The 16,646-nt window shown below is 54.2% G+C and carries 14 protein-coding genes; 10 read left to right on the plus strand and 4 right to left on the minus strand.

The genetic code is table 11. The annotated features are described in order from the left end of the window. Nucleotide 1 precedes the first annotated feature (1 nt). Complete coding sequence (locus J2I47_RS16335; protein ID WP_207365654.1) at nt 2-460, plus strand: copper resistance protein NlpE; 459 nt, start codon at nt 2-4, stop codon at nt 458-460. Nucleotides 461-480: 20 nt separating this feature from the next. Further along, complete coding sequence (locus tag J2I47_RS16340; protein WP_207365655.1) at nt 481-669, plus strand: hypothetical protein; 189 nt, start codon at nt 481-483, stop codon at nt 667-669. 35 nt (nt 670-704) lie between these two features. On the opposite strand, the gene J2I47_RS16345 is transcribed toward J2I47_RS16340, so the two are convergent. Next, on the minus strand, nt 705-1,871 hold the full coding sequence (locus tag J2I47_RS16345; RefSeq protein WP_207365656.1) for a glutathionylspermidine synthase family protein: 1,167 nt from the start codon (nt 1,869-1,871) through the stop codon (nt 705-707). Between the two features lie 47 nt (nt 1,872-1,918). Between J2I47_RS16345 and J2I47_RS16350 the strand changes: the two genes are divergently transcribed. Further along, the gene (locus J2I47_RS16350) at nt 1,919-2,953 is read left to right on the plus strand and encodes a sugar phosphate isomerase/epimerase family protein (RefSeq protein WP_207365657.1); all 1,035 of its coding nucleotides are present in this window, start codon (nt 1,919-1,921) and stop codon (nt 2,951-2,953) included. A 3-nt stretch (nt 2,954-2,956) separates the two neighbouring features. On the opposite strand, the gene J2I47_RS16355 is transcribed toward J2I47_RS16350, so the two are convergent. Further along, the gene (locus tag J2I47_RS16355) at nt 2,957-3,592 is read right to left on the minus strand and encodes a Cj0371 family chemotaxis-regulating polar lipoprotein (RefSeq protein ID WP_207365658.1); all 636 of its coding nucleotides are present in this window, start codon (nt 3,590-3,592) and stop codon (nt 2,957-2,959) included. Between the two features lie 369 nt (nt 3,593-3,961). Between J2I47_RS16355 and J2I47_RS16360 the strand changes: the two genes are divergently transcribed. The 4 genes from J2I47_RS16360 (at nt 3,962) to J2I47_RS16375 (ending at nt 10,113) form a co-directional block, all read left to right on the plus strand. Continuing rightward, nucleotides 3,962-7,129, plus strand: a complete 3,168-nt coding sequence (locus J2I47_RS16360) for an efflux RND transporter permease subunit (protein ID WP_207365659.1) — start codon at nt 3,962-3,964, stop codon at nt 7,127-7,129. Nucleotides 7,130-7,199: 70 nt separating this feature from the next. Continuing rightward, complete coding sequence (locus J2I47_RS16365; RefSeq protein ID WP_207365660.1) at nt 7,200-7,493, plus strand: DUF952 domain-containing protein; 294 nt, start codon at nt 7,200-7,202, stop codon at nt 7,491-7,493. A 4-nt stretch (nt 7,494-7,497) separates the two neighbouring features. Beyond that, nucleotides 7,498-8,598, plus strand: a complete 1,101-nt coding sequence (locus J2I47_RS16370; protein ID WP_207365661.1) for an efflux RND transporter periplasmic adaptor subunit — start codon at nt 7,498-7,500, stop codon at nt 8,596-8,598. 63 nt (nt 8,599-8,661) lie between these two features. Beyond that, complete coding sequence (locus J2I47_RS16375; protein WP_207365662.1) at nt 8,662-10,113, plus strand: efflux transporter outer membrane subunit; 1,452 nt, start codon at nt 8,662-8,664, stop codon at nt 10,111-10,113. A 16-nt stretch (nt 10,114-10,129) separates the two neighbouring features. Here J2I47_RS16375 and J2I47_RS16380 read toward each other — a convergent pair whose 3' ends face one another. Together J2I47_RS16380 and J2I47_RS16385 are read right to left on the minus strand one after the other, a co-directional pair. Continuing rightward, entirely contained in the window at nt 10,130-10,651 is a 522-nt protein-coding gene (locus J2I47_RS16380; protein WP_207365663.1) for a thioredoxin family protein, read from the minus strand. Nucleotides 10,652-10,800: 149 nt separating this feature from the next. Next, nucleotides 10,801-12,876, minus strand: coding sequence for a peptidoglycan-binding domain-containing protein (locus J2I47_RS16385; protein ID WP_207365664.1), 2,076 nt, complete (start codon nt 12,874-12,876; stop codon nt 10,801-10,803). A gap of 232 nt (nt 12,877-13,108) precedes the next feature. Between J2I47_RS16385 and J2I47_RS16390 the strand changes: the two genes are divergently transcribed. From J2I47_RS16390 to J2I47_RS16400, 3 genes are all read left to right on the plus strand, one after another. Continuing rightward, a complete protein-coding gene (locus J2I47_RS16390; protein ID WP_207365665.1) occupies nt 13,109-14,470 on the plus strand; it encodes a Gfo/Idh/MocA family protein in 1,362 nt (453 codons plus the stop codon). 111 nt (nt 14,471-14,581) lie between these two features. Next, nucleotides 14,582-16,282, plus strand: coding sequence for a hypothetical protein (locus tag J2I47_RS16395; protein ID WP_207365666.1), 1,701 nt, complete (start codon nt 14,582-14,584; stop codon nt 16,280-16,282). 39 nt (nt 16,283-16,321) lie between these two features. Next, nucleotides 16,322-16,600: a hypothetical protein gene (locus J2I47_RS16400; RefSeq protein WP_207365667.1), complete on the plus strand. Its 279-nt coding sequence runs from the start codon at nt 16,322-16,324 to the stop codon at nt 16,598-16,600. Nucleotides 16,601-16,646: the final 46 nt, after the last annotated feature.

A 16,646-nucleotide genomic window follows, 5' to 3' on the forward strand; every position in this document is an offset into this window, starting at 1 on the left:
TATGAAGGTTTATTCGTTGCTGCTACTCATTCTTACTCTTTTAACAGGCTGCGATTCAAAGCCTAAAGAGACGGCTACATCAACTGTTGATACGTCATTCAATAACCTTGATAGCGCGCGCACTGCCCCAAAAATTACGAGCAGAAAAAAGCTTGATTATCAAGGGGTTTACAGAGGAACATTGCCTTGCGCTGGCTGCACGGGTATCAGACTAGAGGTTGATTTACGCAGCGATTCGACGTATCAGTTGACGACCACCTATCTGGGTAAAGGTGATGAAAAGCCGATCATAAAAAGGGGTACATTTTCCTGGAACAAGGCCGACTCATTGATTACGCTACAGGGCGTAACAGATCAGCCTAATAAGTACCTTGTTGGTAATAATACTATTTCGCAATTAGACATGGATGGTACCAGAGTGTTGGGACCATCGGCAAGGCGCTATATTTTGCGTAAATAACCGAGACCCAATCCACCTATATGCCCATAAAGTACGTCCGCACTGGCCTGTTTTTGCTCAGTTATTTGTTGGTCCTGTCCTGCTCTTCTCCCCCGCAGACCACGCAAAACACCCCACCTGACCCCGCCGCCGATAGTGTAGCCGACGGCCTGATTGTGTCAGACACTACCGTGACGGATGATGACACGCTGGAAACGCAGAAGAAGTAGCCTAAAGTAGTCCAGGGGCTAAACCCTGGACTACTTTAGGCTACTATGTGCCCCACAAACTGGGCTGTGTTGTCTAGTACGACCCCGCCGCGGCGGAAACCCAGCGCGCAGGCCTCACCGGCGAAGAATACCCCTGCCTGATAACGGTTCCCGGCAGCGTCCTGCGGAAAGTCAACGTACTGCTGGTATATTTTCGGGTAGTTGCCATAGTCTCCGTCTACGGTTTTGGTGGGTTGGCCGGCAGCGTCGAGCAGACGAATGTTGGCTCCCTCACGCCCAAACAACACTTTTTCGACGGACGGCTCACCCAATATTGATTTTGTCTCGGTGCGCAGTAGCAGGGGATGGTGCGGGTACAGTTCCCACAGGATGTGCAGGATCGCTTTCGACTGAAACAGCAGCGCGTAGGCCGGGTTGAGCACCACAGTTTTGCGCTGCTTCACCAGGCTTGTCAGAATTGTGGCTAGTTCAGGTTCGTCGTGGGCAATGTATTCCCAGGGTATGAGCTTGAACCAGAAATCGTAGCGGGTAAACTCACCATCAGCAAAGCAGTAGATACCCTCCTCTGCCGAAAACTCCACTTCATCCACATAAGCGAACGCTACTTCGAAACCGGCCTCGCGGGCGGCTTCGCCCAGCAGGGCCACGTTGGTGTCATCTTCGGGGGTGTCGCGCATAGCCGAGAATAAGATCGCCGGCGTGAGGTCGTCGTTCTGGCGTTTAATTTCGGCAAACTGACTCACCAGTGTTTCAAACAAGGCATTGAATTGCTGACTGTCATTCAGTCCGTTAGCCTTCAGGTGAGCGTACTGCACTACCGCAGTTTCGGGCAAACACGTAGCCGTGTCGGCGTTAAATTCGATCAATCTAATAGCCTGATTATCAACGCCACCGGCCAGATCAAAACGGCCATAGAGCAGGATATTCCGGTCATCGTCCCACGAATGGCGCACCAGGTCGATCAGGTTTTCAGGAATGCCCAGTTCGGCAAAGCGATTGTTGTCGATTACGTGCTGTCCGGCCTCCACCAGCATCTCAAACAGGGTGTTGGCCGCCTCCGCGTAGGCATCGGCTTCGGTAGGGGTGACTACCACAACTTCATTGGTCAGGTAAGGCAGGGTGTCGGTGCCCAGCATCCAGTCCCAGCCAAGATGACGGAGTTGTGGGTCAGGCAATTGGGGGAGGGAACGAAGAGTAAGCATAGGCATTTTTAGACTTAACACAGTGAACAACCTTTTTTCAAACCAATATGAGCCTCTCGAACCGCCGCCAGTTTATTGGCACTGCCACTGCCCTCGTCGGCGGTGCGGTGCTGAGCACCAATAAGCTATTTGGTGCCCCGGCCATTATCAGAAGCCTCGATAAGCCCAACTCGCGCATCAACGGCGTGCAGATTGGCACCATCACGTACTCGTTTCGCGACATGCCCGATCAGAGCGCAGACGCCACGCTCCAGTATGTGCTCGACAGCGGCATCAGCGCAATTGAGTTGATGGGCGGGCCAGCCGAGAGTTTTGCAGGTGCTCCCAAAAACCCCGTCGATATGCGGGTTGTGTTTCCGCTGATGCGCAAACGCCGCGAAAACCAGCCTCTGACCGACGACGAACAAAAGCAACTGGCCGACGCCGACGCCCAGACGAAAGCTTACCGGAGCGACCTGGTTAAATGGCGGCTGTCGGCCCCGATGAATAAATTTGAACAGCTGCGGAAGCAGTACAACAGCGCCGGCGTAACCATTTACGGCTTCAAACCCGATGCCTTTGGTGTGCAAAACAGCGACGCCGAGATCAATTACGGCATGGCAGCAGCGAAGATGCTGGGAGCCAACCAGGTAACGGTTGAACATCCTGGCAACGATGCCCACACGCTCAAGCTCGGACAAATGGCTCAAAAACATGGCATCCGGGTAGGCTATCATGGTCACGAGCAGCAAACGCCCACCTTCTGGGACACAGCCCTGGCTCAGTCGTCGGGCAACGCCATGAACCTCGATCTGGGTCATTACATTGCTGCCGGGCAACCCGATCCGCTGGGGCTGATCCGGCAAAAGCACGACCGCATTGCCAGTATGCACATTAAAGACCGGCAGGGACCAGCCAATGGCAAGGGCAATCTGCCCTGGGGTCAGGGCGATACCCCCCTGACAGAGGCGCTAAAGCTCATGCGCGACCAGAAATATACTTTCCCCGCCACCGTTGAACTGGAATACAAAGTGCCGGAAGGGTCTACATCCGTGGCCGAGGTAAAAAAGTGCGTAGACTATTGCCGTCACATTCTCGCCTAGGAATTAACCGCCAAAGCCCCGGCCAAAACCGCCACCACTTCGGCTACGGCCGAAAAAGCCGCTCCGGCCACCGCTGGGGCGGCTCGTAACCACGCGCGACGACCGGACAGATTCGCCCACGCCCTGAGCGCGGTTGTACAAACCCGTGTTGGCGTAAGCCCCTGAGCTATAGCGCTGTTCGTTGTAGCTGGGCGCACGGTTACGACCAATCATATAGCCCAAACCACCCCACAGCAGCGCGTTGGCGAGTCCATTGGAATGGTGCTGACCGTATTGATTGCAGTTGTTGAAATATTCGCGGGTAGAGGGGTCACTTTGCACCAGTTTGCGGGCTGCCTCTACTCCCAGCGTGTCGGTGTGACCATCTTTGTAATGAATGATAGCCCCTGACTGGCTGGGGTCGGCTTCTACCTCATCGGTGATCTTAAACTGACCAGGCGCCGTTTCGGTAATCACCGACCGAACCCCTTTTTTATACGTCACCACTTCTTCGGCGGGGCCACCGTCATAGTCACTGTCGTTGCGGCTTCCGCAACTTTGGAGCGCGGCAGTGCCACCCATCAACGCCAGCGTGAGGGTGGTGCCGAGGGTAATATCCTGAACCCGCCGAATGAGCGAGTGCTTACGAATGGAAGTCATAGTGCCAGTGGCGTAGGTTTACAAGGCTAAACGTCAGGTGCTAACGAGAGGTTGCAGGAATGGGATGAGCGGACTCTGCCAATGTTATTCGGATAGGGACAACGGCCAAATGGCCAGTACGAAATCTACGCTATTATTTCTCCACATAATACAATTTTTAAAGTGAGTTTGGCTAGGACACGGCAACACAATAGGCCATATGCTTCTATTTTTTGGCATTTAACGGTTAAATAGTCAACTTGCTTGACTTAGCTCTTCTTAGAATGGTACAACTTTACCATAGTAGTCAATGGGACTACCGGGCTGGGACCTGCCACATAACAAATACCGAAAAGTCGGTAGTAGCCAGTCAATTTTTCTTTTACATCTATGTGGATCGTTAGACTTGCGCTCGAAAAGAAATACACCATCGCGGTGATGGCCCTGTTGATCCTGCTTATGGGTGTAGTGGCTAGTTTGCAGATGCCTACCGACATCTTTCCGCGCATCAACATTCCGGTGGTGTCTGTACTCTGGGGCTATACCGGCCTGTCGACCAACGAGATGGAGAAGATGATTACCAACTTCTCGGAGACGTCGCTGATTAACAACGTGTCTGATATTCAACGCGTTGAATCACAAACATATAACGGCACGGCAGTTATCAAATTGTACTTCCAGCCCACCGTGCGGATAGAAGAAGCCCTGGCGCAGGTATCGGCTATATCGCAGACCATTCTGGTACGAATGCCGCCCGGTACCCAGCCGCCGCTGATTGTGCGTTACAACGCCACCGACGTGCCCGTATTGCAGCTTGGCCTGTCGTCTGATAGCCTTACCGAACCCCAGATTACCGACTACGCCGCCACCCGTATCAGGCCTCAAATTGCTACTGTGCCCGGCAGCCGCCTCTCACAACCGTTTGGCGGACGAACCCGGCAAATCATGGTTGACCTGGAGCCTGAGCAGTTGATTGCCCACGGCCTCACACCCGAAGACGTAACCAACGCCGTTTCGGCCCAAAACCTCACCCTGCCCAGCGGCGTACTGCGCCTCGATGAGCGCGAATACCCCGTCCGGCTCAATAGTAAACCCGATTTAATCAACACCCTCAACGACCTGCCCGTGAAGGTGGTAGGTGGCAGCGTAGTCCACATGCGCGACGTTGCCAACATCCACGACGGGTCGGCCGTGCAGTCGAACGTGGTGAAGCAGGATGGCAGCCGTGGGGTGCTGATGAGCATTGTGAAAACGGGCAACGCGTCGACAACAAGAGTGGTCGACGACATCAAAAACCGCGTTTTACCCACCATTCGGGCTTCTGCCCCGGCCGGTTTGCGCATTGTTGACCTATTCGACCAGTCGGTTTTTGTGCGGGCATCTATCAAAGGCGTAGTGCTGGAAGGCATTATTGCGGCTCTGCTCACGGCGGCCATGATCCTGCTTTTTTTAGGAAGCTGGCGCTCTACGCTCATTGTAGCCACGTCTATTCCGCTGTCTATTCTGGCGTCGCTCACTACGTTGTATCTGCTGGGCGAAACGCTCAATATCATGACTTTGGGTGGGTTAGCGCTGGCTATTGGTATACTGGTGGATGACGCCACAGTGACGATTGAAAACATCCATCGAAATGAAGAACTGGGCCTGCCTCTGCGCGAGGCCATTCTGGAAGGTGCCGCCCAAATTGCCACGCCCACGCTGGTAGCCACACTTACGATCTGCATTGTATTCGTGTCGGTGTTGTTTCTGGAGGGTCCGGCGCGGTTTCTGTTTGGCCCGCTGGCCATGGCCGTAGTATTCGCCATGATCGCCTCCTACATCCTCTCGCGGACGCTGGTACCCATGATGGCCGATTTGATGCTACGGGGAGAAAAGCACAGCCCCCCCGCCCCCGAAGGGGGGGCCTATACTGAATCTTCTGCCTTGGGGATTGGGGGGCTGTTCAACCGTGGGTTCGACCGGTTTCAGGCGGGTTACATGGGAGCACTGGTTTGGGTGTTAGGGCACCGGAAAACGGTGCTGGCCCTGTTTGTGGGCGTGGTGGGCTTTACGCTGGGGCTGATTCCCTTTGTAGGCCGCGACTTTTTCCCTCACGTCGACGCGGGGCAGATTAAGCTTCACATGCGCGGTCCGGCGGGAACGCGGCTGGAAGAAACCGAACGATTGGCGGCTGAAACAGAGGCGGTTATCCGCCAAACCATTCCCGAAAGCGATATTCAGTCCATCATCTCCAACGTAGGCTTAACAGCCGAGCGATATAATTTTATTTTTACCGACAATGCCGCGGCGGGGTCTGGAGACGCCGAACTACTGATTTCGCTCAAAGAAGATAAAGAACGCCCCACCGACGAATACGTGCGTGAACTGCGCAACCGCCTGCGTGAAGAGATGCCCGATGAGACATACTTCTTCCTGGCCGCCGACATTGTTAGTCAGATTCTGAATTTTGGGCTTACCTCACCCATCGACGTGCAGGTGAGCGGCTTCGACCGGGGAAATAACCTTAAAATCGCCCGCGACATGCAGCAGCGTGTGGCACAGATTCCCGGCGCAGTCGACGTACACCTGCATCAGGTACTCGATGCCCCCGAAATCTTCCTGGATGTTGACCGGGAGCGGGCCGGGCAGTTTGGCCTTACCGAGCAGCGCGTGGCTACCAACCTCAACATTTCGCTGAGCGGCACGGCGCAGGTGCGGCCCAACTTCTGGCCCGATCCGGTTACGGGCTTCCCCTACCTGATTGCCGTTCAAACGCCGCCCTACAAACTGGATACGTATGATAAGCTGCTCCGCACGCCCCTGATTGCCAATCAGCAGGCTACGCCCCAGCTGTTGAGTAACGTGGCTACGGTGAAACGCACCACTACGCCACAGATCATCAACCGGGTAAACACCCAGCCCACCTACGACGTTTATGCCGCTGTAGAGCATACCGATCTGGGATCGGTGGCCGCCGAGCTGAATAAGCTGGCGAAAGAGTACGAACCGCAACTGAAACCCGGCAACAAGATTGCCATACGGGGTCAGGTTGAGAGCATGGAGAGCGCCTTCACGCGGCTGGGCATTGGTATCATCTTCGCGGCGGTGCTGGTGTACCTGCTGATGGTGGTCAATTTCCAGTCGTTTCGGTATCCGTTTATCATCATCACGGCCCTGCCCGGTGCACTTTGCGGCATGGTCTGGATGTTGTTTCTGACGCATACCACGTTCAGTATTCCGTCGCTGATGGGGGCTATCATGAGCGTGGGGGTGGCCACGGCCAACAGCATTTTGCTCGTGAGTTTCGCCAAAGATCATTTGCCCGACGTACACGGCAACGCCTACGAAGCCGCCCTGGAGGCCGGACGGACGCGATTGCGGCCCATTTTGATGACCGCCATTGCCATGATCATTGGCATGCTGCCCATGTCGCTGGGGCTGGGTGAAGGTGGCGAGCAAAACGCCCCGCTGGGTCGCGCCGTCATTGGCGGACTGCTACTCGCCACGTTCACTACGCTGCTGTTTGTGCCCACGGTGTTTAGTTATCTGGTAAAACCTAATGAGCGATTGAATGAGTGATTGAGTGAATGTCTGGACCGTCATTTATTTATTCACTCAATCACTCATTCACCCAATCACGCACTAATTTATGATCTTCCACATCACCACCCGCGCCGATTGGCAAAAGCAGGCTAACGAAGCTGACTATGAGGCCGATAGCCTGGCAACCGAGGGGTTCATCCACCTCTCTACCGAAGCGCAGGTAGCCGGCGTACTGGAACGATATTACCAGGGTATACCTGATTTGTTGCTGCTGCACATCGATCCCAACAAGCTAACGCACGACCTGCGCTACGAAAGGGCCACGAATAATGAACACTTTCCCCACCTCTATGGCACGCTGAATAAAGACGCAGTGGTGAAGGTGGAAGACATTAGATAAGCCTATGAAACGATTCTTACTCTTTCTGATTCCGCTTGGCCTGGTGGCCCTGTTTGTGTTTGTGGGCGTGCTGCCGCGCATTCGTAATCAGCAGGAGCTTCGTGCCAATGCCAACGCCGAGCGCACCCGCGAGCTGATTGTTAACGCCATACCCCTCAGTCAGGGTGTCGATTCAACGGGCTTGACCTTGCCGGGGCAGATTCGACCTTTTCTGGAGACACCCATCCGCGCCCGGTCGCAGGGATTTGTGCGGAAACGCTATGGTGATATTGGCCAAACGGTACAGAAAGGGCAGTTATTGGTAGCCCTCGACGTACCCGAAATTGAACAGGACATCGCCCGCGCCCGCGCCGATTTGCAGCTAGCCAAAACCAACCTCAGCCGGGTCACGAGCGTAACGTTGCCGGGGGCAGTCTCCCGCCAGGATATCGACAACCGACAGGCGGCGGTCACGGTGGCCGAAGCCAACCTGCGACGTGTGCAGTCGGTGCGTGGTTTACAGGAAATCCGGGCTCCCTTCAGCGGTATCATTACCAGCCGGGGTGTGGAAGTTGGCGACCTTATTTCACCCACAAGCACCCAGCCTATGTACACCCTCGCGCAGCTTGACCGCCTCCGTGTACTCGTCGACGTGCCTCAGACGTATTACCAGCAAATCCAGATCGGTATGCCTGCCGTTGTGCGCATTACTGAACTAAAAAACCGGACCCTCAGGGGTACCGTAGTCCGCACGGCGGGGTCGCTGAGTAATGAGTCGCGGACGTTGCTCACAGAGGTGCTTATCCCCAATCCGGGGCGGGCCATACCATCGGGCTTGTTTGCCCAAGTCTCATTTTCGCCACGCGGAAAAAGCAATGGTCCCGTTTTATTACCTGCCAACGCCCTGAAAGTCACGGCCAAAGGCCCATTAGCCGCAGTACTGTCGTCTGATATGAAGGTGCATTTCCAACCCATTACGCTGGGCCGCGACTACGGTAACGTCATTGAAGTTACCACCGGCCTTACGGGCAGTGAGCGCGTGATTACGAACCCTAACGATAAACTGAAAGAGGGCATGAAAGTGCGCCTCCGCAGCCGTAAACCCACCCAGCCTACGCAGGTATAATGTTTAAGTCGTCTGTGTACAGTCGTCGGTCTTCAGTGGGCTTTGGCGTAACACCCCGTTAAAATGAAACAATTCTTCTTCCTGCTGCTTTCCTCCACAGCCCTGGCACAGGTGTCGCCGCCGGGTGGAGCCGTTACGCTGCAACCGGGCGCGGGTACGGTGCAGCCATCGGCTACGGGGCAGGTGCAGGCGGGCGTGAACCTCTCTCCTTCCGGGTCAACGGCGCAGCTTGCCAACAACACGGATTTGATTATTGACGGGCTGGCTCGTTTTGCCGACCCGCAACTCAACGAACTGATTCAGCTGGGTTTAGCGAATAGCCCTAACCTGAAAGCGGCCATTAGCCGAATCCAGGAGTCGCGGGGTCGGGTGCGGATTGCACAATCGTTTCTGCAGCCCTCTGTTCGGAGCAGTGCGCTGCTCAGCACGCAGAGCCTGTCTGAACATCGGCCCGTAGCCATACCCGTTACGACGGATAAACTGCCTCGTTTTCAACTTAATACGTTCCAGTTTTTGCCCGTCGATGCCAGCTGGGAGCTTGATCTATTCAAGCGCATCCGGGGTGGTATTGCGCTGGCGCAGATTCAGGCGCAGGCCTCCGAAGCTGACCTTCAGGCCTTTCGCCTCGCGCTGGCCGCCGATATTGCCCGGACGTACTACCTCATTCGGGGTAATGACTCAGAACAGGCGGTCTTTGCGCGAAACCTGTCGGCGCGGGATTCTACGCTGAGTATTGTCCGCGAACGCTTCCGGGTGGGTTTGGTGAGCCAGATCGACGTGCTCCGGGCCGAAACGGATCTGGCGCAGTTGCGCGTACAACTGGTTGGTCTACAGCGCGCCCGTACCGAACTGGTGAATGCGCTGGCACAACTGGTAGCTCAGGAGCCAGCTACGTTTACGCTCAACAGCAGTGCCTTGCCCACTACGCTGCCCGCTGTGCCTTACACCCAGATCCCACCCGAACTGGTTCGCCGACGACCCGATCTGGTTCAGGCCGAACGGGCCGTTCAAATCACGGATGCACAACTACTTGTACAACAGGCCAGTATTCAGCCGCGCGTCACGGTGGTGGGGTCGGGAGGCTTGCTGTCGGGGCAGATCGGCCCCTGGTTCACGCCCACGAGCGCCACGTATTTGCTGGGGGTGAATGCATCGGTGCCACTCTACGAAGGTCGCCGGAACCGCGAGACGGTATCCCTCTCGCGGCAGCAGACCGTCACGAGCCAGCAAGTCTATCAGCAGGTGGTACAGGTAGCGCAGCGCGAGGCCGAAACGGCCCTCGACAACCTCACCTATCTACGCCTTCAGCTCGACGCCCAAAATGGGGCTTTAGCGCTGGCCCGCCGCACCGAATTATACAACCGGGAGCTGTATGTCAAGGGATTAGCAACGTACCTGGAGGTGTTGGATGCCCAACGAACGGTGCTGGCAGCTGAGCAGCAGGTAGTGCAAATCAGAAGTCAGGAAGTGCAGTTTGTGGTGGCACTTATCCGCGCGCTGGGTGGCGATTTTTAAAGCCCTAACGGGGTGACTACCGCTTCTTGCGGTTCCTGGCGGGTTGGGCGTTTTCGCTGGCAACAAGCTCACGCTGAAGATACGCGGGAAGGTAAAAGCCCGTTAACCGGCGAATTTCAGCACCGCTGGCGTTGAGTACCAGCATGGTTGGGTAAGCACCAACCTTGTATTTTTCAACCAGGTCCATCCCCGAAAAATCGTCGATATTGACGCGGTAGGGCACAAACTTGTTGTTTACGTAATCGCCCAGAGCGCCGTCGGTAAAAGTCAGACGGTCGAGGCGGTGGCAGGGGGCGCACCATGTAGCCCAAAAATCGAGCAGCACCAGTTTGTTTTCTTTTTTGGCCTGCTTCAAAACCTCGTCAAACGTGCCGGTCTGAAATACCACGGCTGGCGGCAAGGTTACGGATTCGTTGACCGAAACGCTGTCGATAAGGGTTGTTTCAACGGTATCAGCTTCTGACGGACTGGTCTGTGCCTGGGCAGTCAGGGGCGATGAGGCAACCAGCAGAAGGACGAAAAGAAGCAAACGAAGCATAGCTAACTTGTTAATAGAGTGGGTTTTGCCTTGGTAATATACCAAAAAACGGAGCCAACATGGTCGGCCCCGTTTTTTGGTTACCCCGGCTGCCTGGGCAACCGTTTTTTACCAGCTACGTGTGTAGTGCGTTACGCTGGCGCGGGTTTTTAATATTGAACACCTAATGAACGCATGGTCTCCACGTTCATGTTGCCTTCGGGCAGCTTGTTGTCATGCTGGTATTTCAGCAGGGCAGCGCGCGTTTTGGGTCCGATGACATCATCGAGTGGGCCGGGATTGTACCCTTTGGCTTTCAGCGCGTTCTGGATAGCAATGATGGTCGACTTAGTCATTTTGCTGTCGCAGACTACCTCAACCCACTCGCCAACCACCTGCGCCTCAACCGTGGTGGTCGTTACTGAGCCGTACTGCGCCGGGATCTCAATCTCGCTGGTCGACGCCGGCGTTTTCACCACCGTGCGCGTAACGGCTTTGTACTCAGCCGGAATCTCAATCTCGCGGGTGGCAGGGGCTTCGGCCACAATTTGCCGGTTGATCGAAGCATACTGGGCAGGAATTTCAACCGTGCGGGTGCTGGCCGGGCTGGCTACCACCTGACGGGTGCGGGTGGCATACACAGCCGGAATGTCTTCTTCCTGGATAGACGGCGCACGAACCAACTCCTGACGTGTGTGGGTAGCGTAAACGGCGGGAATGTCAATTTCCTTCACTTCAGCAGGCGATACCAGCATAGTGCGCGAACGCGTAGCGTAAACAGCCGGAATCTCAATCTCACGTACGGAGCCTGGTGTGGCAATAACCTGCCGTTTCACGCTGGCATATTCGGCGGGGATGTCAAACTCCTTCACCTCTGCCTGACGAGCTACCACTTCTTTCTTGATTGTCTCATAAACGGCGGGGATAGCAATTTCCTTTACTTCGCTGGGGTGAACCAACACCTGCTTCGAGATCGTAGCATATTCTGCCGGCGATAGGCTGGGGCGCGTCATGCGGCTTACTCCCGTAGTGGGATCAACAGAGGCATCACCAACAAACACCTGCCTGGTCACGGTAGTGTATTGAGCAGGTACCTCATATTCACGCACTGTGGCAGGCCGCACCAGCGTCTGTTTGGTCATGGTTGTGTACTGCGCTGGAATAGTCTCTTCACGTACCGATGCAGGCACTTTCAGTACTTCTTTCTTCACAGTTTCATATTGGGCGGGCACCTCTACCAGGCAAAGAATCCGGCAATCGTCAGGGTTAGCAGAGAGGCAGTTAGGATCCGCTTTCCCTTTCTCATATTTGGTGTAAGCATCGCGCACCTTCACGCGCTCGGTTACAGTTTCGTAGACGGGCGGCACTGTGATCAGGCGTTTGCTGGCTTCTTTCACCAACACCTGCGTGGTCATGGTTTTGTATTCGGCGGGGATGATTTCGATGCGCTTGGTTGGCTCTTTCACCAGTACCTGTTCAGTCAGGGTTTTATATTTTCCCTCTAGTGGCGTGTACTGCGTGATGGCTTCTTTCACCAGAAAACGCTCTGTTACGGTCTTGTATTCAGCCGGGATCACCTCATACCGCTTGCTGGCATCTTTGGCTATTACGCGCTCAGTGGCTGCCTTGTAACTGCCCGGAATAATTTCTATTCGCTTACCGGCATCTTTAGCCACGTATTGCTCGGCTATCGTTTTGTAGGTAGGGTCAACTACTTCATACCGCTTGCTAGCCTCTTTGGCCACATATCGCTCGGTTTCGGTTTTGTACTGAGCCGGAATAACCTCCAGCCGCTTGCTGCCTTCTTTTACCAATACCTGCTCAGTAACAGTTTTGTATTCTCCCGGAATGATTACCTGCCGTTTCGACGCATCGCGAAGCAACACCTGCTCCTGCACAGTTTTGTATTGAGCCGGAATAACCTCCACCCGCGTACCACTCGCACGACTTACCAGTTGCTCCTGCACCGTCTTGTACTGGCCGGGTACCACTTCCAGCCGCTTGCCCGCATCTTTTACGGTTACCTGAGCCGTTTCCGTCTCGTATTGAGCCTGAGTTGCTTCGAGACGTTTACCGGCTTCCTTCAGCAATACCTGCTCTTTGTTGGTAATGAAGCGTATAGGTTTTAAACACTTTGCATAACACTTGCCCGGCAATGCGTTGGGAGGCAGTTCGGAAGGAGCCTGAGCAAGGGCAATACTTCCTGATAACATGCTGCTTATCAGCACTAAGTACGACTTTTTCATGTTTTTTTATGGGTTAACTACACACGCTGCAAATTAGACAACAGGCCTCTCAATAAGTTTCTTATACTTAGTAAAAAATCATTAAAAATTAGTTTGAGTATTTCTATTCAGACTCAGTTTATAGCCAGCGTATTGCTTGTGTCAAAGTGAAACCAGCTATCAACGGCTGATGGGTAAATCATATACCAGTGTCTCTTTCTTTGCCTGTATCACAACGTAGATAAGCAAGTGTATGACTACCAAGGAAACCAATCAGTTAGCAGCCGATCGTCGTCAGTTTCTGAAGACATCGGGATTACTCACCGGCAGTGCGTTGCTTGCCCAGCTCCCGCTGAGCCTCTCAGCCGCCCCCCGTTTTGGCGCGCACTCATCCGTAGATGATACAATTAAAGTAGCCCTCATTGGCTGCGGGGGCCGGGGGAGGGGTGCTGCCATGCAGGCCCTCAATACCAAGCAGAATATCAAGATTGTAGCCATTGCTGATGCGTTTCAGGACCGGGCCGATATAGCCTACAAGACGTTAACAAGCAGGCCGGATGCCGCCCAAAAAGTAGATTTGCCCAAAGAGCGTCAATTTGTTGGTCTGGATGCTTACAAGAAGGCTATCGCTCTGGCCGACGTAGTCATTCTGGCTACGCCACCGGGCTTCCGTCCGGGCCATTTTGAAGAAGCCGTTCAGCAGAACAAGCATATTTTCATGGAAAAACCGGTAGCTACCGATGCGCCGGGTATTCGGCGGGTGTTGGCGGCGGCCGAAGAGGCGAAGAAAAAGAAGCTAAACGTGGTAGTGGGCCTACAGCGGCATTACCAAAGTAATTACCGCGAAGCTATAAAGCGGATTCATGATGGCGCGATTGGCGACATCGTAGGCGGTAGTGTATACTGGATTAGTGGCGGCGTCTGGATGAACCCCCGCCAGCCTAACCAAACCGAGCTGGAATACCAGATGCGTAACTGGTACTACTTCAACTGGTTGTGCGGCGATCACATCACTGAGCAGCACGTTCATAATATTGACGTGGCCAACTGGGTGAAGCGCGGCTATCCCGTTTCAGCACAGGGCACCGGCGGGCGGCAGGTACGTACGGGCAAAGACTACGGCGAAATTTTCGACCACCACACCGTCGATTTTGTCTACGCAGACGGCACGACCATCAACAGCCAATGCCGCCACTACGAAGGAACCTATAGTAAGGTAGATGAGCAGTTTCTGGGCACAAAAGGCCGTATCGACTCCTTCAACGGCAACAAAACGATATTGAAAGCGTATAAAGGTCAGCAACCATTATATGCCCACGCAAGCGCTAAAACAGACATCGACCCCTACCAGGTTGAACACAACGAACTGTTTGATGCCATTGCCAAAGGTCAGTATAAATTTGCCGATGCCGAAAACGGCGCCAAAAGCACCATGACATCTATCATGGGGCGCATGGCGACCTATTCGGGCAACCTCATCAAATGGGACGATGCCATCAATTCTCAAATTAACCTCTTCCCCGATACCCTTGCCTGGGATGCCAAACCCAAGCTGCTGCCCAACGCGGATGGCTACTACCCCATCGCCGTGCCCGGCAAGACCGTAACGGTTTAAAGAGAGTTCAAAGTCTAAGGTCTAATGGGTAAAGTTAACTAACGCAAGGGGATGCCTGCGTCAGCCAACTTTATCCATTGGACCTTAGACTTTGAACTTATTTTTGCCCCCATGACCCCGCCTACCCCGTTACTGAAATTCCGCGCCGGTGCGTGGTTGCTGCTACTAGTGGCCATGATACCGGTACTTCTTTTTTATACCGTCATCTGGCAACAAGCCGTTAACGTACCCCTGCAAGATGACTACGACGCTCTTTTTGAACCAGTCATGGCCCTTAGCCATGGTCCCTATTCGCTGGCGCAAGTCTGGAAAGCCTATGCTGCTCAGGACGATGAACGACGCATTATCGTCGACCGGTTTGTGGCGCACATGCACTACCTGCTCACCGGGCATATCGATTTTCGCACCCAAATTCTGATCGGTTCGCTGGTATTGTTGGTGGTGCTGGCCGTGTTTATAGCCTGGTTCCGGCGTAGTAAACTGCCCTGGATATGGACATTGCCCATTCCGTTCGTGCTCTTCAACATGCAGTACTACGACGCCGTGCTTTGGTCAATGATTCCACTGCAGCATATTGGCGTGTATGTGTGGGCCTTGCTGGCCATCTGGTGGTTATCACGTGATACGAGCAGGTTGTTCTGGCTGGCTACGGTGGCGGCTATTATCTCGCTGTTTTCCGACGTTACGGGTGTACTAATTCTGCCGGTGGGGGCCTTGATGCTCATTGCCACTAAACGCTGGCAACGACTGGGTATCTGGCTGGTCATTATGGGCGGTCTGGTGGCGTTCTACATGCATGGCCTGGTGGTGCCCAGCTATCGCCCATCGCTGTCAGACAACCTGCACCATCCGCTCACCATTGCGGCGCTCTGGCTGGCCATGCAGGGTCTTTGGGCCGACGTACTTCCCCACGCGGGCTTGCCGGGCCGGTTGGTGCTTACTATCACACTGGGGTTGGTGGCCGTGGGAATTTGGAGCAGCAGTTTGTGGAACAGCGTTAGGACCTACGTATTTACAAGACAGCAACCAGAAGGACAAGAGCTGTTTTTGTACGGGGGGCTGCTGATGTTGCTGGGCACTTTCACCCTATTCGCCACCGGACGAGCACTAGAAGGGGTCGACGCCGCTTTTATTTCGCGCTACCGGGTATTGTATTTGCTTTGGTTTATACTGCTGTACCTATTGATTTTGAGCCGGTTAAACACTAAGCTAACTACCAACAGGCTGGTTAGTGGGGGAGTTGTGGCCCTAAGTTTACTGTATTGCCTGACCACTTATTTCCAGTATTGGAATGATCTTACCTTGTTTCGACATACGCTATTAACTGACCTCTATGGCTGGCGTTATAACCGGGTGTTGCCTTCTTCGCCCATCTATCTCGACCACCGCCCGGCCATCGACACGTTGTTTGAAAATGGTATGAAACGAGGCATTTTTAGGTACGAGAACCCTGATATAGATAGTCTGCGTACTGCTCTTGTGGTTGGTCAGGCCGAAGTGGTCGTTAATCAGTTGCCGACGTTTATTTCCATTACAGTTCCGCGCATACCCGGTGGCGAGGCTGCCGCTGTGCCTGATGCCGTTTTTATACTGTTGCGAACCAAAACCGGCGCGGTGCATATCTTTCCAACCAAAGCCACAACCTATTCACCCCTGATGGCGTTACGTCGGCAGCAGTATACCACATCACCTTATGCATCCATCCCGATTTTGCGGAAATACCTGCGCTCATCGGTCTACAATGTTGAGGTTGGGGTGTGGCGGGGGAAGGATAAAGTGCGCTACCAAACCCCGGCGGTAATCAGTTTCTAATTACCTTTGCACCAAAATTGACTCCACAAGCAACCAGCTATGAAACGCGTCGCTTACATGGGTTTGTTCGTGCTGGCCGGTCTCTCATTGGCCTCCTGCGACTACCAGAAGAATAACACTATCCGTCAGGAAGATTTTCGGCGGGATGATTTTCGTGCCGGTTATAAAGCAGGTGATCCTGAAGTATATGGCACTGGCAAAGACTCAGCCGCCGTGCAGTCGAAATATCAATACACCCCCCGTCCTGAATTGGACCAAAAAGTGCAGAAGATCCGGGAAAAGCTCTTTGGTAGTGGCACCATCGGCGAAGGCGCTTAATCTGTGCTTTGACCTCCCTGATATTCAAAGCGATGCAGACTGCATC

Origin of the sequence: Fibrella rubiginis (genome assembly GCF_017353185.1) — a bacterium.
In the GTDB taxonomy this organism is placed as follows: domain Bacteria; phylum Bacteroidota; class Bacteroidia; order Cytophagales; family Spirosomataceae; genus Fibrella; species Fibrella rubiginis.

Bases quoted from the DNA above. Each gene is read 5' to 3' on its own strand.
- J2I47_RS16335 (WP_207365654.1), top strand. From the start codon at position 2: ATGAAGGTTTATTCGTTGCTGCTACTCATTCTTACTCTTTTAACAGGC.
- J2I47_RS16340 (WP_207365655.1), top strand. From the start codon at position 481: ATGCCCATAAAGTACGTCCGCACTGGCCTGTTTTTGCTCAGTTATTTG.
- J2I47_RS16345 (WP_207365656.1), bottom strand. From the start codon at position 1,871: ATGCTTACTCTTCGTTCCCTCCCCCAATTGCCTGACCCACAACTCCGT.
- J2I47_RS16350 (WP_207365657.1), top strand. From the start codon at position 1,919: ATGAGCCTCTCGAACCGCCGCCAGTTTATTGGCACTGCCACTGCCCTC.
- J2I47_RS16355 (WP_207365658.1), bottom strand. From the start codon at position 3,592: ATGACTTCCATTCGTAAGCACTCGCTCATTCGGCGGGTTCAGGATATT.
- J2I47_RS16360 (WP_207365659.1), top strand. From the start codon at position 3,962: ATGTGGATCGTTAGACTTGCGCTCGAAAAGAAATACACCATCGCGGTG.
- J2I47_RS16365 (WP_207365660.1), top strand. From the start codon at position 7,200: ATGATCTTCCACATCACCACCCGCGCCGATTGGCAAAAGCAGGCTAAC.
- J2I47_RS16370 (WP_207365661.1), top strand. From the start codon at position 7,498: ATGAAACGATTCTTACTCTTTCTGATTCCGCTTGGCCTGGTGGCCCTG.
- J2I47_RS16375 (WP_207365662.1), top strand. From the start codon at position 8,662: ATGAAACAATTCTTCTTCCTGCTGCTTTCCTCCACAGCCCTGGCACAG.
- J2I47_RS16380 (WP_207365663.1), bottom strand. From the start codon at position 10,651: ATGCTTCGTTTGCTTCTTTTCGTCCTTCTGCTGGTTGCCTCATCGCCC.
- J2I47_RS16385 (WP_207365664.1), bottom strand. From the start codon at position 12,876: ATGAAAAAGTCGTACTTAGTGCTGATAAGCAGCATGTTATCAGGAAGT.
- J2I47_RS16390 (WP_207365665.1), top strand. From the start codon at position 13,109: ATGACTACCAAGGAAACCAATCAGTTAGCAGCCGATCGTCGTCAGTTT.
- J2I47_RS16395 (WP_207365666.1), top strand. From the start codon at position 14,582: ATGACCCCGCCTACCCCGTTACTGAAATTCCGCGCCGGTGCGTGGTTG.
- J2I47_RS16400 (WP_207365667.1), top strand. From the start codon at position 16,322: ATGAAACGCGTCGCTTACATGGGTTTGTTCGTGCTGGCCGGTCTCTCA.